The organism is Sinomicrobium oceani (assembly GCF_900119185.1).
Classification (GTDB): domain Bacteria; phylum Bacteroidota; class Bacteroidia; order Flavobacteriales; family Flavobacteriaceae; genus Sinomicrobium; species Sinomicrobium oceani.
Genome location: NZ_FPJE01000010.1, coordinates 139,345 through 163,292, shown reverse-complemented (window position 1 = coordinate 163,292; position 23,948 = coordinate 139,345). Strand labels below are relative to the sequence as shown.

The 23,948-nt window shown below is 51.6% G+C and carries 11 protein-coding genes; all 11 read right to left on the bottom strand.

Annotated features, from left to right (window positions below; genetic code table 11):
- Positions 1 to 16: 16 nt before the first annotated feature.
- A complete protein-coding gene (locus BT112_RS10615) occupies positions 17 to 2,716 on the bottom strand; it encodes an alpha-d-galacturonidase (protein ID WP_072317348.1) in 2,700 nt (899 codons plus the stop codon).
- Between the two features lie 157 nt (positions 2,717 to 2,873).
- Positions 2,874 to 3,797, bottom strand: a complete 924-nt coding sequence (locus tag BT112_RS10610) for a sugar phosphate isomerase/epimerase family protein (RefSeq protein ID WP_072317347.1) — start codon at positions 3,795 to 3,797, stop codon at positions 2,874 to 2,876.
- Positions 3,798 to 3,908: 111 nt separating this feature from the next.
- Positions 3,909 to 5,030, bottom strand: a complete 1,122-nt coding sequence (locus BT112_RS10605; RefSeq protein ID WP_072317346.1) for a sialidase family protein — start codon at positions 5,028 to 5,030, stop codon at positions 3,909 to 3,911.
- A gap of 188 nt (positions 5,031 to 5,218) precedes the next feature.
- Positions 5,219 to 7,984, bottom strand: a complete 2,766-nt coding sequence (locus BT112_RS10600; protein ID WP_072317345.1) for an alpha-L-rhamnosidase — start codon at positions 7,982 to 7,984, stop codon at positions 5,219 to 5,221.
- Positions 7,985 to 8,022: 38 nt separating this feature from the next.
- Positions 8,023 to 9,573, bottom strand: a complete 1,551-nt coding sequence (locus tag BT112_RS10595) for an MGH1-like glycoside hydrolase domain-containing protein (protein WP_072317344.1) — start codon at positions 9,571 to 9,573, stop codon at positions 8,023 to 8,025.
- Positions 9,574 to 9,714: 141 nt separating this feature from the next.
- Positions 9,715 to 12,174, bottom strand: coding sequence for a glycoside hydrolase family 95 protein (locus tag BT112_RS10590; RefSeq protein WP_072317343.1), 2,460 nt, complete (start codon positions 12,172 to 12,174; stop codon positions 9,715 to 9,717).
- Positions 12,175 to 12,278: 104 nt separating this feature from the next.
- Positions 12,279 to 13,727, bottom strand: coding sequence for an alpha/beta hydrolase family protein (locus BT112_RS10585; protein WP_072317342.1), 1,449 nt, complete (start codon positions 13,725 to 13,727; stop codon positions 12,279 to 12,281).
- A gap of 9 nt (positions 13,728 to 13,736) precedes the next feature.
- Positions 13,737 to 16,544 (bottom strand): glycoside hydrolase family 78 protein, encoded by a 2,808-nt coding sequence (locus BT112_RS10580; protein ID WP_072317341.1) that lies wholly within the window; start codon positions 16,542 to 16,544, stop codon positions 13,737 to 13,739.
- Positions 16,544 to 19,261, bottom strand: a complete 2,718-nt coding sequence (locus BT112_RS10575) for an exo-alpha-sialidase (RefSeq protein ID WP_139276121.1) — start codon at positions 19,259 to 19,261, stop codon at positions 16,544 to 16,546. Before BT112_RS10575 ends, BT112_RS10580 begins: the two co-directional genes overlap by 1 nt.
- 86 nt (positions 19,262 to 19,347) lie before the next feature.
- Positions 19,348 to 20,772: a glycoside hydrolase family 140 protein gene (locus tag BT112_RS10570; RefSeq protein WP_072317340.1), complete on the bottom strand. Its 1,425-nt coding sequence runs from the start codon at positions 20,770 to 20,772 to the stop codon at positions 19,348 to 19,350.
- 7 nt (positions 20,773 to 20,779) lie between these two features.
- On the bottom strand, positions 20,780 to 23,929 hold the full coding sequence (locus tag BT112_RS10565) for a DUF6298 domain-containing protein (RefSeq protein ID WP_245777022.1): 3,150 nt from the start codon (positions 23,927 to 23,929) through the stop codon (positions 20,780 to 20,782).
- Positions 23,930 to 23,948: the final 19 nt, after the last annotated feature.

Here is a 23,948-nt window from a genome sequence, read left to right as displayed (position 1 = left end):
GCTTTGTACTTCAAACTCAATAAAACAACCAGTCTATAGCTTTTTTCTCATCTGCCCCGACCAGGCCGGCATCCCGGTCCTTGATCTCCTGGTCTGCGTTTATAAACCCGAGGATAAGAGCACGGCCCTTGTCCAGCACCAGTTCGTTATCGCCGGCATCAAACCTGTAGGTATGTATATTCACACGGGGCATTTCTTTTACCTCCAGTCCATTGGCTATGACCACTTCGGCTTCTCCCCTGAGGTTGCCCGCCGCATTGGTTTCCAGTACCGGGGGCAGTAAAAAGCGTTTCTGGTCGGTATTGAAGTAGCCTACCACGACTTTTACAGGCCCGTTGCTGCCGAATTGTAGTCGGGTGCCCTGTGCTATCTGTTCTTCGCGGGATATATATACGCCTTTCAACTGTTTCAGTTCGTCGGCCATTGCGGTTACAGGCATTCCTTTATACACCTCCTGCCCCTTCTTTACCTCAAATCTTTTACGGTTTCCTTTCAGGGTCACTTCGGCAGGGGCCCAGGCGTTGATCTTTTCGGCTTCGAAATTACCGTCTTTGGCAGCTTTGAGACGGTCTATATTCCGCCGGAGATTGGTCAGCTCCCGCTCGTATAAAGGCAGCATTTCTTCCCAGGTTTTATACTTGCCGTCATCGCCTCCTACGGGAATACGCCGTTGTGCGGTTTGCATACTGTTGGCATACCGGTAGTGGTCTTTGGTAAGGTCTGTAAGTTCTTTGTAATACGCTATACTCTTTTCCAGCGGTTCGACGGCTTTCTCCAGGTCGGGCAATGCTTCGGAATACTGGTATCGCAATACATGCTGCATGGCTTTTACCTTCCACGAGAAGAAATTGGCAAAGGCCCTGTAGCTATACATATCGTTCTTTAGCCGTTCGAACTCTTCCTTGTTTTTCGTAACCCCGGCTTCGGCTTTTTCTATGGCAGCCACGGCCTTTTCGCCATGTGCCGTAATTTCACTGATGATCTGCACGGGGGTTTCCCCGGTATGCTCCTCTCCTTTCCATTCCTTTTCGGCATATTCGATAAGTTTTTCGCCGACGGGACCGCACGATTCGTAGAACCCGGGATAGATATGGTATTTATACGGGTTTACCAGCTGGCTGGCCATCATACCGAGCAGCAGGGTCTGCCTGTTGCCTTCGGTAATGCCGAACCTTCTCAGTGTTTTCGGGGCTATTTCGCCCGATTCTTCATAGGCATCGAGGATGGCTTCGCCCTGCTCCCGGCTGGTCCCGTACATCCCGGCAAGCTGGTCTCCCCAGTATGTTATTTCTTCTTCCCGGTTTCTTTCGCTCTTCCAGGCATACCGTGCCCAGGCCTTATACCAGATCCAGTCGCGTTCCATTTCCAGCAGTCGGGGTTCCGTTTTATCGGCCGTGTACGGCCAGTCCCAGTACGATGCCTGCGGATACAGGTGCAGGGCATTGGCGCCGTGAACACGGTGCATGGCCAGTACGCTCTTCTGTATAAAATCGGGCGAACCGTAGCGGAAAGGCTCCAGGTTGGCCAGGATATGTACATTGGAAATATGTACCGAACCGGCCTCGCTGAGCTTTTTATGTATTTCGGACCACGGCCCGCGGGGCTCGTATGTGGTCAGCGATTCTCCGTTGTACTTATGTGTGGTATACAGGTTTTTGTACAAAGGCAGGGCATGCTCCATAACCAGAGGGGCATCGGTGTCGTGTGCCCTGAGAATAATGGGCGGCTCATCGGTTCTGCCCAATGCCTTAAGGCCGTCTTTAACCCCGGGGATAATGGTTTCGGTAAACCACTTCACATCGTTTTCTTTTCCGCTCATGGCTTCCCCAAGGGCCACCAGCAGACCTACATTGGGATATTTTTCGATAAAGGCCGAAATGGACTTCCGGGTATAGTCCGCGATCAGCGGGGTAATGGGACGCTGCCGGTCCTGGGTCTTGATGTCGTAATGCCCGGCAAAGGGCTTGGAAACAATGATATTGTAAAACATCTGTATGACCCATATACCGCGTTTATTGGCTTCTTCGGTAAGAAAACGGAAGATCTCCTCGTTCTTCTTAAAGGTTTCTTCGTCAACTTCTACGGCAAAAGGATAATCTTTGAGTTTTATTAGGGACGCAAACGGATGGCCGTTCCACAGGTACAGGGAGTTCATCCTGTTCTCTACCATATTGTCGAGGTATTCGATCCACAGTTCTTTATCGTAAAACCAGGGAAAGGTTTCCGGGGTGTAAGGATATTCATAAACGGTCCTTCCGGGGAGATACGTAGGTTTCTGTACACCTATACAACTGCCGCGGAGCACCATCTCGGGAGCATCGGAAAACTGAAGGGCAAAGTCTACTTCCCCGGATTCCTTGACCCGGTCCGAGATTTCCAGGGCCCCGTACAAGGCTCCCGAAGCATCGGCCCCCTCTACACGCAACCCCGCATGGACCGCCTTAATGCGAAAACCTTCCTTTTGCAAGGAAGTATCTTCCGAACTGGTAATATAAATGGTTTTTCCTTCTCCGGAAAGCAGGGTCGTATCGGACGAAATCCCGGTTTTATAACCGGTTTCCTGTAAAGTCTCCCGGAGTTTCTCCGCTCCGAATTTTATTCTCGGCGAAGCCCCGTCATCATATACGATAGTAAGCTGTTTTTGCCGGGAGCAGGATAAAAAGATCACCCCCAGGATAAGGAGAAAAAACGGTTTGTACGATCGGTTTTTTTGCATTTTGATTTGTTTTTTTGTTACAGGTTGCAAGGTTTCAAATTACAGGTTACAGGTCGCAGCTGTAAAACTCAATAACTTATTAGCCAAATAACTTATGAACTACCCCACTACGAACTATCAACTACGAACTAATGAACTAAATACCCCATTGACCATCTCACCCCGTAAACACCGATTTCAGATAGGCTACATTGGCCCCGTAATTGGCTTTTACGTCCCTTACCCTGTTTACATCTCTCGACCTTTCTACGATAAGCCACCCCTTCCAGTTCATAAGGTCCAGTGTTCTTTTTACGGCGGGCATATCGATCTGCCTGTCATTTTCCAACCACACTCCATCGGTATTGGAGCAGTGTATCTGGGCAATGTGTTTTTTACCGAGCACCTGCAATTCCTCACTGATATCCTTGCCATGCGCCACGGCATTGGCAAAGTTGAAAGAGCTCTTTATATGCCGCGATCCCACTTCTTCCAGGAATTTCTTTTCTTCGGCGGCATCAAAAGACGTCTCCACGGCAATTACCCCTCCTGCCTTTTTTACTTTTGCTGCAGCCTGCCGGAGCCGTTCTATAATTTTGGGGCGCAATTCCGGGTGCTTTACCATATCTCCCTGTACCCCCAGCGGCAAAAAGGCTACCTTGACATTCATGGCTTTCATGGTGTCTGCGGTATCCTGTACCATACGGTCTACGGTAGGCCGTTCTGCAAAGGACTGGGCATAAAATCCGGACATGGCTATGGAACTGATGCCCACCCCGGTGCTCCGCGATGCTTCCAGGAACTTTTTTACCTCTTCCGGGTCGGACAATTTACTATCGAAAGTTTCTCTCGATCCCAGACCGCCCATATCCAGCTCTATACCATCGGCATGTAGGTCTTCTGCGAGTGAAAAAGCACTTAGTTTTTGCCTTTTGAGTATCATCCAGTCGCAAACGGCTATTTTATAGCGCTGCTTTGCCGTGTTTAATGTAAGGGCCTGTAACGGATCGGCATACGCCCCGGCTACTACTATTCCCGTTGCAGCCAGGGAGATGTTTTTCAGGAAGTCCCTGCGGTGATGCTTTGTATGTCGGTTTTTCATTGTATGGTATGTTTTGGTTATTATGGGATTCGGGTTACTGGTTAGAGGTTGCAGGGTGTAAAAATCAGTATTTCTATACCTTAATAACTTAATAACTCATTAACCCCTCCACTACCGGTGTACCGAAGCCCCGGGCCATTTACCGTCTTTTATAGGATAAGACACCATGTTCTCCGGGTCTACCTTTACGTATTTTATCTTTTCCCGTCTCCAGGTGTACACGATATGGATCATTCCGTCTGCTCCCTGGATTACGGAAGGATAGGAATACTGACTGATCTCCGAGTCTTCGAGGATCAGTGAGGCTTCCCAGTGGATACCATCATCGGAAAGGGATACATGGAGCGGGGTTCTGGGCCCTTTGACTTTTCCGTCCGGTGGCAGCACGTGGTTATATACCAGCAGGTGCCTGCCGTCCTGCAGGGTTACGGCATCGGTACCGGAATTGTTGTTGGGCAGATCGAGCAGGTCCCATGCCGACCAGGTTTCGCCATTATCCTCCGACCACGAAGTGGCCAGCGCCCTGTTCCGGGTACGGCAGATGATCTGCATTTTGCCGTTGCCGTGTTTGAGTATGCTGGGCTGGATGGCATTGATAGTCTCCGGCCCGCGGGGAATGGTATCGGTTTTGTGCCAGGTCTTTCCGAAATCGGGAGTGACCTCCATATATACCCGCCATCCGTTGCCTTCCACACTGGTAGGGCAAACGAGATTACCATCGTCTGCCAGGACAGGTTTGTTTTTTACCGGGCCTATATAGCCTTCGGGAAGTTCTTCCGGATCGGACCAGGTTTTTCCGCCGTCGGAAGAGGTCATTTTCAGGCCCCACCATTCCGATGGTTTCGGGCCTATTTTGTAGAACAATATCAGGTCGCCATCCGGAACCTGGTACAACACCGGGTTCCAGGACGGATATCGCAGGGTATCGTTAATAACCCCATTGGCCACCTCAACGGGAGTGCTCCAGCTTCCGCCTTCGTGGCGGCTGACCCATATTCCCACATCCGGATTACGTTCTTTGGTTCCGCCGAACCACGCCGCCACCAATCCGTCCGGTGTTTCTGCTATGGTGGCCGCATGGCAGGAAGGATATGGTGCTTCTTCGTAAATAAATTCATCGGTGACGATCCCCTTTTTCCAGGTTTCGTTTTCCGGAGATGTTTTCTTTTCCGTCTTACAATGGTAAAGCATTAACGTAACACTGAGGAGTACCGCTACACGTAAGGTCTTCATTTGGTTTATCAGTTTATTGGTTTGTTGTTCTTCGTTACGGTCAGGCCGGTGGCTCCGATACATTCCGACCAGAGGTCGGAACACCCAATCACCCCAGGGGCATCGCGAACCCCTGAATACGGTCTGTGGCTGCTAATGTAAATAATACATTTATAGGAGGTATCCTGCACTGTCCCGACTTTGACCTTTTAATACGTCGTGCGGATGTTATATGTCCCGGAAGCCAGCTTTACGATGATTTTTTCTCCTTTGCTTTCGTATACCATCCCGGTAGTATGGAGTTTTTTACCGTCTACCCTCACCTTGTCGGGACTCCCCGCGGGAAGATAGATCTCCGCATCGGCATCGGGAGGGATCGTGATATCCCACTGCAGTTTTCCCCGCTTTCTGCTCCAGTTACTTACCACAGGGCCGCGAACAGAACGGTACGTCGCCGACACCTTATCGAGGCCGCAGCCGAAAGAGGGGTTCATGATTATTTTTCCGAATCCGGGATGGGACGGGTCTGTTTTTATCCCGGCGAGGTCTTCGTAATACCAGATGAGCAGGTCGCCCAGCAGCATCACATGGTTTTGGGAATTCATTTTGGGGTCTGCCGTATTGCCGTTCCACAATTCCCAGATCGTGGTAGCCCCGTTGGCCACCATATATCCCCAGCCCGGGTAGGTGGTGGTAGACGCCAGCCTGTAGGCCAGGTCTGCCCTTCCGTATGCCGTAAGGGTACGCATAAGGAACTGGGTACCGATAACCCCGGTACTGATATGGCCGTTGTTTGTTTGTTCTATGGTACGGACTATATGATCGAACACCTGTGCGCTCCGGTTATCGGGTACCATGCCGAAAGCCAGAGGCAGCAGGTTGGCCGTCACCGTATTGTTGTCGTAATACTGCCGGTCGGTATTGAAGTAACGTTGTTGAAAAGCTTCGGTCATTTCCGTTATCCTGTCCCGGTAATGCCTGACATCTTCATCGGGAGCCCCGATAATACCGGCAAACTTTGTCATCAGCTGAAGGAGGTGCACATAATAGGCCGTGGCGATCAATGTGCCGTTGGTCTTCCGGGCGGGGTCCCGGGCATGGATGAGTTCGAGGGATTCGGGAGGGACACACCAGTCGCCGTATTTATCTTTGGTCATAAGGCCCTCCCGGAGGTAATTGGCTTCCATATACCGCATCCACTTTTTCATAAAGGGATAATGCTCTTTTATACTCCTGTAATCCGCATAACGGGAATACAACATGTCGGCCACGGTAAAATAGGTTGCGGGCCAGGTTACGTTATCCCCGTAATATCGCCAGAAAGCCGGGGCCACATCCGGAATGCCGCCATCGGGGGTCTGTGCGTTACGGATATCATCGAGCCATTTGGCATAGAGCGTTGCATTGCCAAAAACAAAACTTTCCCCGTAGGCCCCGGTGGCCCGGTCGCCCAGCCAGGGTTGTCTTTCGTTACGTTGCGGACAATCGACCGGCATTCCCTTATAGTTGCCCCGTATCCCCCAATAGGCATTTTTGAAAATACTGTTCAGGGTGGTATCGGAACTCTCAAAGGTTCCGGTAGTTTCCATCTTGTCATATACGACCTGCCCGCGGAAGTTCTCCAAAGCAGGCTTTCCGGGGAAGCCGGTTACTTCCACATAGCGAAAACCGTGATATACAAAAGTGGGATGCCATGTTTCTTCTCCGTTCCCTTTGAGGGTGTACACATCGGTAACCCGGGCATCGCGCAGGTTTTCGGTATAGAGCTCCCCTTCTTCCGTCAGGGATTCGGAAAAACGCAGGGTAACCCGGTCTCCGGTATTTCCGCTGACCCTGATTTGCAACCAGCCTACCATATTCTGCCCCATATCGAGGATATACTTCCCCTTGCCACGTGCCTTTACCGACACCGGGCTTATTTCTTCCATAACCCGCATACCCGGGGTCATCTGTGCTTCGTAAAATCCGCCCGGCTCCTGTACATAAGAGGCGTGCAGCCAATGGCTGTCGTCATACCCGGGACGGTTCCATCCCGGCATTTCTTTCCGGGCATCGTATTCTTCCCCGTCATATTCGTTATTGGTACGAACGGGGCCATCGGCCGTCAGTTTCCAGCTTTCGTCGGTCTTAATGATCTCATGGGTACCATCGGTATACTCGATATCCAGTTGCATGGCCATTTTCGGAAAACCGAAAGTCTTGATCTTATAGGGCTTGTAATCCTGCCGCATGGTAAAATACCTGCCGTTGCCGAGTATGGTGCCCAGGGCATTGGTTCCCGGCTGTAAGGCGGCAGTAACATCATATACATTGTACTTTACGTTTTTGGTATAATCGGTGGGTACGGGCGCCAGTACCTGGTCCCCGATCCTCTTCCCGTTGATGTAAAGCTCGTACATGCCCAGGCCCATGATGTATGCCCGGGCCTGCTTTACCTTTTTCTTCAGTGCTATTTCCTTGCGGAGATAGCGTGCGGACAACCGGGAGAACTGGCTGATACTGTCCCACGGAAACGCCTTATCCATACCTATCCAGCGGGTAGATTTCCATTCGGCATAATTCAGTATCCCCATACTCCAGTACCCTGCATCGCTCCAGGAACTTTCTCCTTCTGCCGTCCAGACTTTTACCTTCCACCAGGCTTGCTGCTTGCTTTGCAGGGGGCTACCCCCGTAGGTAATATACCACGATGTTCCCCGGTCTTCTGTCCTGCCACTGTCCCACAGGTCCGCTTCGTCACGGTCCAGCTTTTCACGGGTCGATGCCACCATGATCCGGTACGCCATGCGGCGGGCACCGGGTACGCCGGGTTTGAGGCGCCAGCTCAGCCTGGGATGCACCACATCGATCCCCAGCGGATCGGTAAGCATTTCGCAACGAAGACCGGTAATTTCTGTTCCGGGGTCTTCCGTGGTTGCACAAATTGCGGTCAAACCTATAAAGTAAACTACCAGGCAAAGGGTACGGATAAGCATAGTCTATTGTTTTTAATGGGTATTCCTGTATTCTCTTCTCAGGGCCGGGCTATCACCTTTTCCAATCTTGTGGTGTGGCCCACTTCTTTTCCGTTGCGATATATGCGCAGTCCTTTTCCCCTGTGATATTTTTCACCGGTCTTGTCCCAAAGCACCGTGATGATATCCCCGTGATAAGGGATATTGTCCAGGCAAAACCAGTCCCAGGTACCTTCCGGGATAAGCGGGTTTACCTCTATGGTATCATCTGCCCGGGGACGGAGCCCGACAAGGCCGTTGATGAGCAGGTCGTTGAAGGTGGAATGGTTGTAATACCGGCTTCGTTCCCGGTCGCCCATCAGCCAGTAGCCGGTGGTTTCGTCGAGATATTCCCCGATATACGGCCTGCCCCGGTAATACTGGCTTTCCACATACAGGTTTATATGTTTAAAATAGTCTTCCTTATCTATATAGCCCTGCTCATACCCGTTGAGGACATTGGCCATAGCCGTGAGGGTCTGTGCCGTAGCAAAGGGCCATACGGCCCCGTCCCATTCGCAGGTTCCGGAACCATGCGTGCGAAAGCGGGGACTTCGCCGCTCGGCAGTAGTCAGACCGAACGGGGCCAGAAATCCTTCTTCTTCCTTTACCTGTTGCCAGGCTTCTTCAAAGCCCCTGCCTTGTTCCGGGAGGTTAAAATACCAGGGAATAAATCCTATGGCTTCCCTGACATTGGCAGAACTGTCTGCCTGTGTATAGGTTTCGAAAAAACGATCGGAAGCGTTCCACAGTTTTTTCTGGATCAACTGCCGAAGGGTTTCTGCCTTATCATCGAACTGTTGTGCCAGTAAGGAGTCGCCCTTTATCCGGGCTATTTGGGCAATAGCCCGTGCATTGCCATACATATAACTGTTTATGGTAGGCCGTACATTGCGTTCGTGCCGCCCGCCACTCAGCGATTCTTCCATACCGTCCTTGACATCGTTCTGCCAGAAAAGCCCGTCTTTCCGTTGCCTGTCCCCTTCCCAGGCCCGGTATTCGTCGACCAGGTCGGGCAGCATGCCGATAATGAAATCCTTATCGCCGTTCACCAGGTACCTGTCGTACAGCGCAGCTGCCGTCCAGCTGCTGAAAGAACGTAATTTCTTCATGCGGCCCCCGTCATTACCGCGATACCATACCTGTACGTCCTGTTCGATATATTCCGGGTGGTGCAGCCAGCGGAATTCACGGATATGGTGGCCAAGGGCACAGCTTATCAGGTTGTACTTATCGGCATAGGAGCGTTCTACAAGAAACTCCGTAATACCATATCCCTGCGGGGTTTGTTTTATATGTTTCCGGACACTCCACCAGCGGTAGTAATACATTTCCTCGAAATTGTCCTGCGGACATTCGAACAGGGGTATATTGGCTTTCATCCACGTCCAGGCGCTGTCATTGGGTATGGCCTGACGGATGTTCTCGTCTTCCATACGGTTGAAATACGCCGCATAATGCGCAAAATCGTCCGCCTCCAGAACCGCAGGCTCCCGGACCTTACGATCCGTACCGCAACTCATTGCGATAGCGATAACGGGGATAAAAAGATATTTGAGATCGGGTTTCATTATTTTGTTTTGTTACGGGTTATTGGTTGCAGGTTACAGGTTTCATGTTACAGGTTTCATGTTGCAGGTTGCAGTTTATCTCTCAGCGGAGCCGAGGGGCTGATTACAAAAACCGATCAACCGCCAACTACGAACTAAAAACTACCGCCCCCCATATACCGTATAAGTTCTCCCGGCTACAGTCTGCAGATCGTATTCTTTATACCGGGGCAGTTTTATTGTATTCAGCCCGGATTTATCGGCGATGATGGGTTCGGCGATGTCGGGAACGGTGAAAAACGGGTTGGGGTTTGTGCCTTTTGCTTTTTTCAGGCGTTCTCCTTTTAATCCGGTTTCGGAACGCAGCCTCAGGTTACCCCCGTTTTTGGAGGTTATGATAGCTTTGTGGAGGCTACCGTTTTTCCAGGTCATATCGAGTATAAACCCGCCGCGGGTTACCAGGCCTTTCACTTCACCGTCTTTCCATGCCGAAGGCAATGCCGGAAGCAGGTGAACCGCGCCTTCCTGGCTTTGTACCAGCATTTCGGCAATCCCTGCGATACAGCCGAAATTACCGTCGATCTGGAACGGCGGATGGGCATCGAGCATATTGGCGTATGTTCCGCCGCCTTTTTTTCCGGGGACTACCAGGCTGAGCTGGTCCTGTAATAATTTATAGGCGTGATCGCCGTCGAGCAACCTGGCCCAAAGGCATACCTTCCACCCCATAGACCACCCGGTGGACTTGTCTCCCCGGAGTTTCAGGGATGTTTTTGCGGCATCGAACAGTTCCGGGGTACGGAACGGGGAAATCTGGTTGCCGGGAAACAGGCCGTACAGGTGCGATACATGCCGGTGCTTATCTTCGGGATCGTCCCAATCGTGCAGCCATTCCTGCAACTGCCCGTGTTTCCCGATATGCATGGGAGCAAGCCGGGCTCTGGCCGCAGTGACTTCCTTTACGAGATCTTTATCCCGGTTTAAGGCCGTTGCCGCTTCGCCCAGATGCGTAAACAGATCGAATACCAGTTGGTTATCCATCGTGGTTCCTGCTGCCACGGAGGCTTTTCCGCCTTCGGCAGCATGGGTGTTTTCCGGGGATACCGACGGCACGACCACCAGCCATCCGTATTCCGGATGAGGGACCATATAATCCAGAAAGAAACGGGCTGCTCCCTTCATGACAGGATAGATTTCCTCCAGGTACTCCCTGTCGCCGGTAAAGAGGTAACGGTCCCATAAATCCTGGCAAAACCAGGCCCCACCGGCAGGCCACATGCCCGATGCAGCCATATCTATAGCACCGGTAAAACGCCATATATCGGTATTGTGGTGCAATACCCAGCCGTCGGCATCGTACATGACCCTGGCCGTTTCCCTGCCGCTCTCGCTGACTTCTTTGGCCATCTGCACGAAGGGTTCGTGCATCTCGGTAAGATTGGTGGACTCTGCCGGCCAGTAGTTCATCTCGGCATTGATATTTACGGTGTATTTGCTCTCCCACGGCGGAAAGAGCATATCGTTCCATATCCCCTGTAAATTGGCGGGTTGTCCGCCGGGCTGCGAACTGGATATCAGCAAATACCGGCCAAACTGAAAATACAGGGCCGCCAGCTGCGGATCGGATACTCCGGAAAAGTTTTTTATCCGCTGGTCGGTCGGTAATTTTGCGGCATCGGTAATCCCGAGATCAAGAGACATCCTGTCCATAAACCTGCGGTAATACGCCGTATGTGCAAAACGAATGTCTTCGAATTCCTTATGCAGCGCCTTCCGAAGGATTTCCCCGCTCTTCTGCTCCTGGTCTTCGGACAGTGTTTTGTAATCCGTGAAGTTCGTGGCTATGGATACATACAGGGTCACTTCATCTGCCTTATCGATACTCATGATACCGTTTTGTACGGTGAGTGTCCCCCCCTGATGACGGGCGGCTACCCTCCCCATAAACTTTACCCTTCCTTTCTGGCCTTCTACGGTGCTGCTCACCCCCGAAAGCATCAACTGCTCATCTTCGGTATAGGGATCGGTATGGTCGAACGGACTGTTCATGGTGATATTGCAGGTGATACTCCCCAGTCGGTCGGCAGAGAGCTTAACAGCCACAACATCGGCGCCGAAAGCCGTAATGATTTCCCTGGTATAGGTGATGCCGCCTGTTTTATACGTTACGCTTGCCGTGGCATTGGCGATGTCCAGGTCCCGGTAATAATCGCTGTAGCGGGCATGTCCGGGAAAGGAAATATACAGGCTTCCGAAAGTCTGGTAGGGCATCCCGTTATTGGTCTTCGACATCATTTCCTTATTCACCAGGGCGTCGGCTTCTTTGTATTTCCCCTCGAAAATAAGTTTTCTTACTTCCGGCAGGGCTTTCAGCGCATCCGGGTTGGCATTGTTATTCGGAGACCCGGCCCAAATGGTTTCTTCATTGAGTTGCAGGCGTTCTATGGCTGGATCGCCAAACACCATTGCCCCCAACCTCCCGTTGCCCAGGGGCAGGGCCTCATTCCAGTCGGAAGCCGGGCGGTCATACCAGAGCTTCATGAGGTTTTCCGGGGATTGTGCCTGTGCAAAGGCTATTCCGGAATACAAGGTAAAAAGTAATGCGATGTACGATAGTTTCATCTGGAATAGTTGTTAGTTGTTAGTTTGTAGTTCTTAGTTTGTTAGTTGTCAATTCTCCGGAGTTTCGGTACGGAAAACGCCGGAGGGTTTACCGGGGTTACCGGTCAGGGCGTTTTTTTGTTTTCTTTTCCGAAAAGCCGGTATAGCGCATCAATATCTTTCAGGGCGTTTCCGGGTAGCTTTTCTCCATGATCCCCGAAGACTTTCAGGGTGTTTTCATCTTCGGTTACGCATGCCGATTCGTCGATCTGCCCGGTACTGTTTTCCACTTTTTTAAGATCGAGATCGAGGTATTTTGCCATAAACCGATATACGGCCATTCGTTTTGACTTGCCGTAATCGTGTCCTTCCTCCGGGAAATGGGCATTGGTGACCCGGTCCTGGGCACCATAGAACCCGTATGTACGCTGTATAAAGGGAAATTCCAGTTCGGGAACGGCATGTGTCCAGTCTTTTCCGTCGGACACTACAAGTTGCGGCCGCGGTGCTGCCATAGCTGCTATTTCGGGATTGTTGGTGCCATCACCGCAAAGATGCAGGGGCTGACCGCTCTCACAGGGACATCCCCCGGAAAAATGAGAGGAGACCATAACGACCGGGGCAGAAACTTTTACCCTGTCGTCCAGTGCGGTGAGAAACATGGTATGCGAACCACCTCCCGATCCGCCGGTGACGGCCACACGCTGCGGGTCGGCATGACGCAGGCCAAGCAGGTAATCCAGCAAACGCATGCCTTCCAAAACCTGGATGGTTGCAGCTATACTGTTCTGATGATATCCGACCGGGAACTGTAACCGGGATTCCCCCCAGCCAAAGAGATCAAAATCCGCGACGATGGCCCCCATTCTCGCCAGTGTGGCACAACGGACCTGCTGGCTCTCCCGGTACCTTCCCTGTCCGAAATGCCCGTTGGGACATACGATAACCGGGTGCTTTCCTTTTAAGGGATAGGGCTTGTACACCGACCCCGTGGCATATACCCCGGGAAGTATTTCCAGGGCGATATTCTCTACGCTATAGCCGTCATAGACCCGTTTTCCGGTAAGGATGGGCTTACTTCCGGGCGCGTCGGGGGCCTTGTCGAGCCAGAGTGCACCGTACATACAGGTTTTGAGGGAATCCCGGCGTTTTTCCCAGCTCTCCTTATCGTCGTAAAGGGTTTCGAGGTATTGCAGGCGCTCTTCTCCCACATGTACGGAACGGCGGGGATATTCGAATTTCCGGATGGTGTATACGGAATCGGAATCCCTGAAAAAGGTAAGGTCAAAGGGCGCCAGTACCTGGGTAAGGGACAACTCCGGCCTGCCATAACGGATACGCCAGTCGGCATAATCGAGTTCCTTATCTTTCAGCAGGCCTTTGTTATCTTTTATTTGAATATGGAATATACGTTCTATTTTACGGATGGTATGTTCGAGCGGTTGCCGGTAACGGCTATCGGAATTCTGAGCGAACCCCGTAGCGGAAAGACATAGCAGGAACAGCCATATCAGGGATTTTAATTTTTCCGGTATTCCCTTTCGGGCTGTATTTTTAATGGTCGTATATTTCATCCGTGTTTGCTATTGTGATGTGAGACTGTAATTTATGGTATATACCCCGGAACCGAGCTCGAAATAAGGGCGCTTTCGTGCATCCGCAGCTACGTTGTCTCCTGTCGCTTTTCCGTTCAGGCGTATTCCTTCCATGCGGCCTCCGGGCAGTTTTACGGTGGCTGTCGTATTTGCCGGGATCTCCACAGTGTATTCCACGTTGTTGCCTTCCCGTTCCCATTCCGATCTTATACGCCCGTACAGCGTATTTACCGACGATCTGACAAAGGTGAGATCGCCCGTGATCTCGGGTTGCAGGTAGAAATGGCGAAAGCCCGGCTTTTCCGTATCCGGTACGATACCCCCAAGGCTCCGGAAAAACCACTCTTCGATCTGCCCCATCATAAAATGGTTCAGCGAATTGCCTTTTCTCGGGTCCCATTGTTCGGTGAGGGTGGTCAGTCCGAATTTGATCTGGAAGCCATACCCGGGAGTGTCGTAATGATTGTGCATTTTATACAGTACATCATTATACCCGTTACGCGCCAGGACCTGGTACAGGTAGCGGTTCCCTACATCGCCGGTCGTGAGCCTGTAGCCATGTGCCCGGATATCGGCCAGCAGGTTTTCCAATACTTCCGGCCTGTTTTCTTCGTTTACGATATCCATAAAAAGCGGGACGGCATTGCTGAACTGGCTCCCGGTACCGTATTGTCCCGTAACGGGGTCGAAAAACTCCCGGTTAAAGGCCTTCCGGATGGTTTCGGTGAGGGCTTCGTATTTTTGGACATCCGGTGTTTTACCCAGCATCGCAGCCGCTTTTGCTACCAGCCCGGCTCCCATAAAATAATGGGATGTGGCAGACAGGGCTATGGGACTGTTTTTGGAGTATCCCGCCGCATGCTCCCCGTAATCGTACCAATCGCCCAGCCCGTGCGATACGATATGGCCTGTGGCGGTAGTGGTCAGGTAATCGATATAGTTTTTCATTACCGGGTAATATTTTTCGATAAGCGAAGCATCGCCGTAGTACTCGTAGTACATCCAGGGGAGCATTACCCCTGCTACACCCCATTCGGGGGAATCGGTAAAATCGCCACCGAAGACCACATACTCGGGGGCTATATTGGGAATGAGTCCGTCCGGACGCTGTGCATCGGCTATATCCTGCATGACCTTGGGAATAAATGTCGCCAGGTCATAATTGTACAACAGTCCGGGACCGTTGAGATGGGTTTCTTCGAGCCATCCCAGTTTTTCGCGATGGGGGCAGTCGGTAAAAACACTGTGAAAATTACTTTTTACGGCAGCATCGATAAGCTGGTGGGTACGGTTGAATATGTCATTGGAAGACGTAAAGCTCCCCGTAGCAGTTGCGGAGTTATGTACGAACAGCGACGTGACGTCCGATACCACAGGCAGACTGTCTCCCGGGTTTTCCCTGTAAGCGGCCCCTTCGAGCTGAACATACTGAAAACCGTAATAACTGAATCCCGGGTGCCAGGTTTCCTCTCCTTCTCCCTTGAGGGTGTACTGGTAGTAATGGGGTTTACCGGAGCCGCCCTGGGCGATGGTACCATCGTCTTTAAGCGACTCGCCCACCCATATTTTCACGGTTTGTCCTTTCTTTCCCTTTACACTGATCCGGGGAAAACCGGAAATATTCTGTCCCATATCCAATACATAGGTCCCGGGAAGGGGCTCTGTTTTTTCTTTTACGGTATATTCGCTCATGATCTTTACCGGGGGCGCGGTCTGTGGTCTTAACACACCTTTAGGTCCCTCTTGTACGACCACAGGTTTCCATCCGTTATCTTTAAAACCGGGACGGTCCCATCCGGGTTGTTCGAGCCGGGCGTCGTAATCTTCGCCTCCGAAAATACTGTTGTACACCACCGGGCTGTAATCGTACCTCCAGCTGTCATCGGAACGGATAAGCTGTTCGCTCCCGTCGGTATATATGATTTTCAAACGGAAAAACAGGGTAGGCGGCCCGAAGCTTACATAAAATTTGGAATAACGTCCTGCCAGGGTGTTGTACATGCCGTTGCCGAGCATCACTCCTACGACATTCTCCCCTTCCGATAATTGTTCCGTAACATCATAGGTGTTGTAATACACGGTTTTGTCGTAGTCCGACCATAAGGGGGCAAACTCGCTATCCCCGGTTTTCTCTCCGTTGATGGTGAGTTCGTACTGTCCCAGCCCACTGATAAAAACCATAGCTTCTTTGACCTCTTTATCACTTTTCCAGGCTTTTCGGAGCAGGATGCTCCTGCCGGCCAGGGTATCGGCAGCGGCCACTATGGAGTCTCTTTTTTTCTTTTTGAGGGTAGGCGTATGATAATGCCGTCCTTCGGGAAGACCGCTGTCTTCTTTTCGTATGGCCCCTATCCACTGTGCTTTCAGTGCACTTTCCCCCGGAGCCTGGTACCAGTGCTGTACAGCACTCCAACCCGATGCATTACCGTGATGGTCCCACACTTTTACTTTCCAGTAATAATACTGTTCTCCCTTTAAAGCACGCCCCCGAAAAGCTACCCACTGACTGTCCGGCTCTTTTACAATACCGCTGTCCCACACATCGGCTTCACCGTTCTCCAGCTTTTCCCTGTCGGTGGCGACCATGATGTGGTAAGCGCTCTGCAAAACGCCGGTTCCGGAAGTTTCTAACTGCCAGCCCAGGCGGGGATGCTGTTCCTGTATACCCATAGGGTTTGTTCCTGCTTCACAGGTGAGGTGCACAGCCTTTAAGGATGTGTTTTCCCTGGCTCCGCAACTCCACAGGAGACCTGCACAGGTCAGGATAAGGACAAGATGTATACCGTATGCTTTCATTAAAACGTTTCAGTAGTTAGGGATTCAAGCAAAAATGCGGCTTCAGGGACTTGTTTGCCGGTGTCCGGCAGGTCGTCATAATTATCGGCCGGGGTGTCCGGCGTGGGAAAATGTCGTTGTTCCCCGGTGCGGAACATGATCCTTCCGAAGGAAGCTACCGGTGCGTAAAATATTTTCGTGCCCTTATCGTCCCCGTTGATTTTTATCGTATAGGAGCGGGTAGCGGTGTTGAGTTCCAAGGTTATGGTGTAGGACTGCCCGGCTTCGTATTCCAACAGGTTTTTGAACCGTGCACCGGCCTTGGTTTTCAGGATACCGTCCTGATCAAAAACGAGTCTTACGGCCGGAAGCCCTTTACGGTCCTGAAATTCTATTTGCAGCAGTCCGTGATCGTTTTGCTGCGGCACTACGGTAAAAGAGGTTTTTAAACGGTCTGTTTCCGGGATCACCCGCTCCGCCCTGGCGTAGTCGAAAGCATCCCGGTCGCGCAGCGACAGGTATTTTTTACCGTCCTGCCCTTTTTCTATTCCTGCAGGTGCGAGTACCAGGTCGTACACATTCCAGTTGCGGAGCTCTTGCCCGTCGGGCAACCGGTCAAAGACATCTGCGGCATGACCTTCTGCCTTGTCGGTCAACGGTACGGGTACTGATGCCACCCATATATCTTCCTTGTTTACGCTGTAGGTCACCCACAGCTTCCCGTCGGGAGGGGTGCCGTTACCTTCCAGGATACCCCTTACGTATTGCGGACCATACGATTTATAGTTGCCCCCGTAACGCATGGGGGTGATCTCTCCGTGCACCAGCATCAGATCGGTATATTCGAGGCCGTCTTTACTGGTAGATACGGCCAGGGGCCACCGGTATTCCGAGGGGTTGTACACGGTTGCAAATTTTCCGTCGGATGTTTTTTGTCCCCATATCTTGGCATTGCTGTTTACAAAACCGGGAGCCCTTACGGGATGATATTCCCAATGCTCGCCCCCGTCCTTACTGATGGAGGTCAGGGCATGCTTCCACAGTCCCACTACCCTGCCATCGTCCAGGTGGTAATAGCTGAATGCCTTAAACTGTTTCTTCAGCGGGATCAGCGAATCGTCCCGATCGGCTTCTTCTACCCATTGCTGCATCATCAGGGGTTTGGACAGCAATTCGTCACAGGCTTTTACAAACCCCTTGTCACTGCTTTCGGTATAGAAGGGATAGGCCGATTTTGAGGTATCCCACGATTTGTTATACCTGATAAAATATATGGGGCCGAACGTGCCGTCCCTGTATATTTCCCTTACGGCACGGCCGATTCCCCTGCCGTCGTTGGGATCGTCCTTTTTATCGAGGGCAATACCGTAATAGGCCAGTGTAAGCAAACGTCCGTCCGAAGCGGTGTAGAACCCCATACGCTGGTGCATCACGGCATCGAGGTTTTTCGCCACACCTTCATGCCCTTCTTTTTTCCAGCCGTCCGGGATGCGGTACGGCGGGAAGAGTACCTGTGGTTTTCCCCAGCTCTTGCCATCTCCGGACGTCATGAGAAAGGTCTGTCCGGGCGGAATATGCTCTCCTGCGGGATCGCTCAGGTATTGTACAAAAAAGGTATTGTTCCAGTAAGCCATATTAGGTGCGTGGTTATACGTCCAGCCAAAACCATCGGCCTGTTCCGGGTGTTCGCGGCTTGCGCGTAGCAACTGCCGGGCATGGACGCCTACGGCCGGGGGAAGCTGCCCGTGATGATAGTCGATATTGGACAGGGTTTTCCCCGTATAATGTACGGTATCGGGTGTTTTTTGTGCCCGCTCCTCCTGTGCTGCCAGTAATCCCTGTAATACTTTTTCGGAGATGGTACTGATCGTCCCGTGCTTATGTCCTTCGGGAAGACTGATCTTTTGATCTATAGCTTCGAAAGTCCTGAAATCCCCGGTAGCAATGGCCCCGTAGCGTTTATCCCCGTACTGGTCGTAATAGAGGAGCCATTGGTCGTCTTTCTTCAATACTGTCGGTCCCTCCGTAAGAAAATCCGTCAGGGGTTCGGAAACCTGGTCAAAAGGGCCGAGCGGTGTTTTTCCGAAAGCGACCCGTATAGCCCTGACCGGACGGGTGTTGTCTTTGAGCACCAGGACATAATCTTCTTTCCCCCTCTTTACGATGACCGCATCTATAACACTAAATCCGGGATCGAGAAAGAGTCTGGCATCCGAAAAGGTTTTAAAATCTTTTGTGGTCACATAATACATCCGGTGGTTGTTGTTCTCTTCTTCTTCCCCCTTTTCGTAACGATGCGGTATGGTAGATGCCCAGATAATGATGTAACGGTCTTCGTCCTCGTCATAAAAGATCTCCGGAGCCCATACGTTGACTACTTCCGGCTCTTTGTCCATAACCGGTATATACTTTTCTTCGGACCAGTGCAGGAGATCGGATGAACTGGCATAACCGAAACCGTTGCCGCCCCGCCATTCGGTAGTCCATACCATGTGATATGTACCGTCAGGGCCTTTTACTACGGAAGGATCGCGCATAATTCCGCTCTTTCCCACTTCGGGTTTCAGAAAAGGTCCTCCGAGGTCTTCCCAGTGATAACCATCCCGGCTATATGAGAGGTAAAGCCCGTCTGTAGCCGGTTCGCGAAAGGAGGTGAAAAGATATATCTCATCCTCTTTTCCCGAGGTGCAGGATAAGAGGATAAACAGTATGGAGAAACTATATATAAAGCGGGTCATTCCGGTATGGTTTACGTGCCCTTATCATACAGGACACAGGATTTTTAGTTGGTTTTTCGAATTGGCTCATTGGCCCGTTATCCGGTTTACGCCGGGGTGAGTACAAGCACCCAGTCATTGCCATCTTCTTTTTTCCCGGGCGGATCGAACTCCTGTTTTCCGGTATTGTCGAATGTTCCGATATCCTGCATCTGTCCGTCACGCGGGCTGTACCACCGGGCTTTGACTTTATCGCCCTTTATTTTTCCCATATTCAGGGTGATATTCCTTCCGTTGTAGGTATAGACCAGGGCATAATCTTCTCCGCGTGTAGCGGTCTGGTAATCATATCGCTCTCCCTGGTCGGCTATAAGGCTCTGGTCCGGGACTCTCCCGAAATAGGGAAACTGCAACATGAGTTCTTTCAGGTATTGCATTTGTATGGCCCCGGGATCGTTAAGGGCGTCGGTCCAGTACCTGGTATTGCCGTAGGCGCCTTCCTGATCTTCGGGGCGATGCATTTGCATCACGGCACTGTGACCGTAAGTGTACCCGGCGGCCCCGGCAAATACCGACCAATAGCCGTATCTGCGTACATCGTTGTCTGTCCAGAAAGGTTCTTCCGGATCGTGCAGCCCTTGTGGAATGCCTTCATAGGAAGGTTCCCCGTCTACGGTAGGTTTTACAGGTTTCCGGTTATAATCAGCCGCTGCGTAGCGCCAGTTATCCTCACCGTATTTCCGCTCGCTGTCGTCCTGGTCGTACCTTCTGTGCCCGGACTGGAACATATTAAAATCGAGCCAGGACTCTTCGTGGAACCAGTCCGATGACTGCATGCGCCCCCTCGGATGAAAGGTAACAAGCTTGTCCGGGTTGTTTTCTTTTAAGGTCTTTCCGATAGTATTCCACACTTCGGTATGTTCGTTCCCGAAAGTGTCTCCGCCATCGAGCCAGATGATATTGTTCTTGTCCTTATACCTGTCTGCAAGAAAAGCGGCGTATTTCCGGGCATCTTCAACGGCTACTTTTCCTGTCTTGACATTGGAACCCCACACGGGGACAAGCGCCATATACAGGCCTTTTTTCTCCGCCCCCGACACTACGTAATCTACATGGTCCCAGAAATCATATTCCTCTTTACTGTCCAAACTATTCCCGGGAGTTACGACAGGTTTGGAGACATTCTGCCCCACAAGGGCACTGTCGCCATAAACGTTCGCGGCGTCCAGCGAGTGCAATACCATGACCTGGATAACATTAAAGCCTTTTGCTTTCCTGTCTTCCAGGTAGCGGTCGGCTTCTTCCCTGCTGAGTTTGTTAAACAACAGCCAGGCGGTATCTCCGAGCCAGAAAAAGGGTTTTTCGTCCTCCGTGGCAAAAAAACGGTGGTTTCCGGAAATTTTGAGCCTGGGTATTCCTGTGGTTTCTACAGCTGCTTCGGGAGCCGGGGCGTCTTTTTTCTTGTCCTTACAGGAAAAAACGGTAAAAGCAAGGAACGCCGCAAGCAGCAGTTTAGGGTATGTTCTGGTCATTTTTCTGTTATCTTTTAACGATGAATATGAGTTTGTCGGTTTCTTCTATACCATGCTTCCGGCCTCCCCGAAAGTTTTTCCTTCGGGTTACCGAGCCGTCTGCCGGGTCTATTTCATACACGGCATAACTGCCTTTGTATTGGTCCAGATCGAGCGTATAGCTCGCATTTTTGCTAATATATACCAGGTAGGCGGTTCCTTCATCCTGTAGTATCCGGGTTCCGGGAACATTTTTTGCCGCTACCTGCATACCCGGCAGGGCGCTGTAAAATTCCGGGAGCTCTACGGCGGGGATGGCAGCGAGGGAACCTCCCCCCATCAAGACCGCCCATCCGAATCGTGGGGATGCGGGTGTGGAATAGATGACGGCTTTACCGGGATACCGCAAACGGTACTCCCGAACGGCACGATACACCTGTTCGTCGGTTTCCTTTCCTGTTTTCATTTTCCGGGCATGCTGTCTCGGTGCAAGGTTTTTTCCTCCTTCCGGGGCATAGGGCGACCCGTCTTCCCGGTAATACCAGTAGCGGATATCTATGATATCGACCACGGGCAAACGCACGGGATCATCCAGTATGGCGTCCTGTACGTCTTTGGTAGCGCTTAGGCCTATCCACTGTTTTTGGCCACTTTCTTTTTCCCATGCTGCGACCACGTCCAGCCAGAACTGCATAAAGTGCAGCGGACCGGTATACTCGGCACTGATGAGTTGTATAACGTTGCTGTTGCCCGAAAAATTCTCCAGCCCCTTACGGATGTACTGCTCGTGAAGTTTACGCCGTACCGGGTGGTTTATGTCGTAAAACTGTGCTGCAAGGAAAATGCGCTTGTCCCCCGCATAGGGTGGTGGCTCCGGAAAGCCTGTATTATTGATATTATTGGCCGGACGCCAGGGCGAATCGGCCCAATGGGCTCCCGCTTCGAGGATATTGTGCTGAAAATACTGCTGGTGCACGAGCAGTTTTCCCTGCTTTTCGGCTTTGTCCGCAAACGATTTGAGCCGGTTCCAGTACCAGGCATTATACCGGGTGAGATCGTATTTGCTGAGCCTGTCCCACGCTTCTCCCTGTCCGCTGCGGAGAAAGGGCTGCTCATAGAACGGCGGCCAGCCATTGCCATCGATACGACGTGTGCGTTCATGATCGTCGCGCCGACGGTCGTACCACAAACCGTAATTGTGTTCTATACCTGCTACATTATTGTCCTTCATGTAGTGTACTACTTCCGCAAGATCGTCGGTATATCCGGTACCGCTGTAGCCGGGAACGAAACGGGTAATATGGGGTTTGGCCTGAGCTATATCTTTTTGCCGCAGGCTGCCCCGCCACCATTGTACGTTAAAGCGGCTACCGGTAAGCAAACTGTCGCCGAACGTAAGCCAGCCGTTGACCAGTTTCACTTTTCCGGGGGATAAAACCTTGTCATCTTCCTGTGAAGTTTTTATTTCGGTAATACTCTTTATTCCCTTATGATTTACAGGGATAGGACTTCTTTTATATGCCCGGTCTATCCATTCCGGAAGCGTGGTGTTCCCTCGTTCGGCCAAAGCTGTAAGTTCTGCTGCCTGTGCTATGGTGGGACTGGAAGAGGGTTCGGTACCGATATCCATGAGAAAGGGATCGAAAGGCAACTGCCCCAGTCGCCGGGCCAGCTGGTCATAAAAAAGGCTTCTTGGGGAAATGTGGTTATTGACATCTTTCCAGTGCCCGTTGCCTGAAAACTGCCCCCATACGCCGAAAGCCCAGTTTTGCCCGATGGGCGGGCTATAGCATTCTACAAGCGATGCGGAACTTTCCCAGAACACACTGTTTGTCGCCGTCCACCCGGCTCCGCGGCTTTCCTGTTGCCTGTTTTTTACACTCAGGGCATGGCCGTCGATCTCCGTGATATCGAACAATATCCCGGAGGCCCAGCTTCCTGTGGCACCGCTGAAACTATACGGCAGGTACGACTTGCATTGCACAAAAGCATTGGGCCCGGGGGTGCCGAAACCACCTACGGCAAAGTCGTGGACCCCGTATTCGGAATAGCACCGCTGAAAAAGGGTTTGCTGCCCTTCGGTGTAAAAGGTGTATCGTCTCGGCTCGCCTGTTTCCGATACGGGCCGGAGCGATTTACAATCTTCTACGGTAACCCGCTTCGTGCCGGATAAGAGTTTTACGGCCCCTCCTGCAAAATGACGGAAACCGAGCTGCCTTACCCAACTGTCGGTAAGGTTGTCCATGATAATCCCGAACCACCGGTGCTGTTCGTCTTTTGGATTGGCCTGGTCGTAGGCGGATACCAGCTGCATGTTTTCTACTCCTGTCCTGGTAATCCGTCCGTTCCAGGTATAGGGCATGACTTCCGCCGGCCCGTAGTCCGGGTCCAGCGCGTCTGTGAGCGGCGCATCTATGGTAATGGTATTACCTTCTACCGAAACTATTTTCCGGTCCCAGCGGATATCTATATCCCCGGGTTTCCATCCTATCCACCCGGTTTCTCCTCCGAACTCCTCCATTCCCAGGGCTGTGATCCATTTTTGCGAAGGCACGTTACGGATATGGACAAGATCGCCCGGCTTTAGCCCCCGGGTGCTTTTCAGGGGGACCTTTACCGCATTTACGGGTACATAGGTATCGGCTACCGCAAGGGTATCCGTGTAGCGGCTGTTATTTATTCCTGCAATATGTATAACCGGACCCCGGGATGTGCCTTCTGCGCGTAATACCGTACCGCCTTCTCCGGCCCCGCTCCCCCGAAGGACCACCCCGGACTGTGATATGCGAAGTGCTCCCTGAAGTGTAAAGGTTCCTTTATCCAGCAATACTGCTCCGCGGAAGCCGTCTTTACCGGGTTTTTGCCTGCTGACATAGTCTATGGCTTCCTGCAGGAGTGCCGTAGCGTCTCCTGTTACCCGGGGGACATATATTTTTACGGGAACATCGGGTACAGGGTACTCGGAGGCCGAATAACCGCTATATGAAAAATCGGGGATGCGGTTTCCATGTTCATCTTTGACATATTCCGGTTCTCCTTTACTTCCTTTCCGGATATCCGGATATTTTACCTGGGCACAGATGGTAAAACAAACGAAAAAAAAGGATGAAACGAGCATTCCACATCCCCGTGTTTTACCATGGGTAAGCATGCGTTTATACGATGGGTTAAAATACATTATTCCTTTGTTTACTGGC

What these genes read in the sequence shown, in the direction of transcription:
- BT112_RS10580 (WP_072317341.1), bottom strand. Translation starts at nt 16,544, where the DNA reads ATGAAAGCATACGGTATACATCTTGTCCTTATCCTGACCTGTGCAGGT.
- BT112_RS10575 (WP_139276121.1), bottom strand. Translation starts at nt 19,261, where the DNA reads ATGACCCGCTTTATATATAGTTTCTCCATACTGTTTATCCTCTTATCC.
- BT112_RS10585 (WP_072317342.1), bottom strand. Translation starts at nt 13,727, where the DNA reads ATGAAATATACGACCATTAAAAATACAGCCCGAAAGGGAATACCGGAA.
- BT112_RS10600 (WP_072317345.1), bottom strand. Translation starts at nt 7,984, where the DNA reads ATGCTTATCCGTACCCTTTGCCTGGTAGTTTACTTTATAGGTTTGACC.
- BT112_RS10570 (WP_072317340.1), bottom strand. Translation starts at nt 20,772, where the DNA reads ATGACCAGAACATACCCTAAACTGCTGCTTGCGGCGTTCCTTGCTTTT.
- BT112_RS10605 (WP_072317346.1), bottom strand. Translation starts at nt 5,030, where the DNA reads ATGAAGACCTTACGTGTAGCGGTACTCCTCAGTGTTACGTTAATGCTT.
- BT112_RS10595 (WP_072317344.1), bottom strand. Translation starts at nt 9,573, where the DNA reads ATGAAACCCGATCTCAAATATCTTTTTATCCCCGTTATCGCTATCGCA.
- BT112_RS10565 (WP_245777022.1), bottom strand. Translation starts at nt 23,929, where the DNA reads ATGTATTTTAACCCATCGTATAAACGCATGCTTACCCATGGTAAAACA.
- BT112_RS10590 (WP_072317343.1), bottom strand. Translation starts at nt 12,174, where the DNA reads ATGAAACTATCGTACATCGCATTACTTTTTACCTTGTATTCCGGAATA.
- BT112_RS10615 (WP_072317348.1), bottom strand. Translation starts at nt 2,716, where the DNA reads ATGCAAAAAAACCGATCGTACAAACCGTTTTTTCTCCTTATCCTGGGG.
- BT112_RS10610 (WP_072317347.1), bottom strand. Translation starts at nt 3,797, where the DNA reads ATGAAAAACCGACATACAAAGCATCACCGCAGGGACTTCCTGAAAAAC.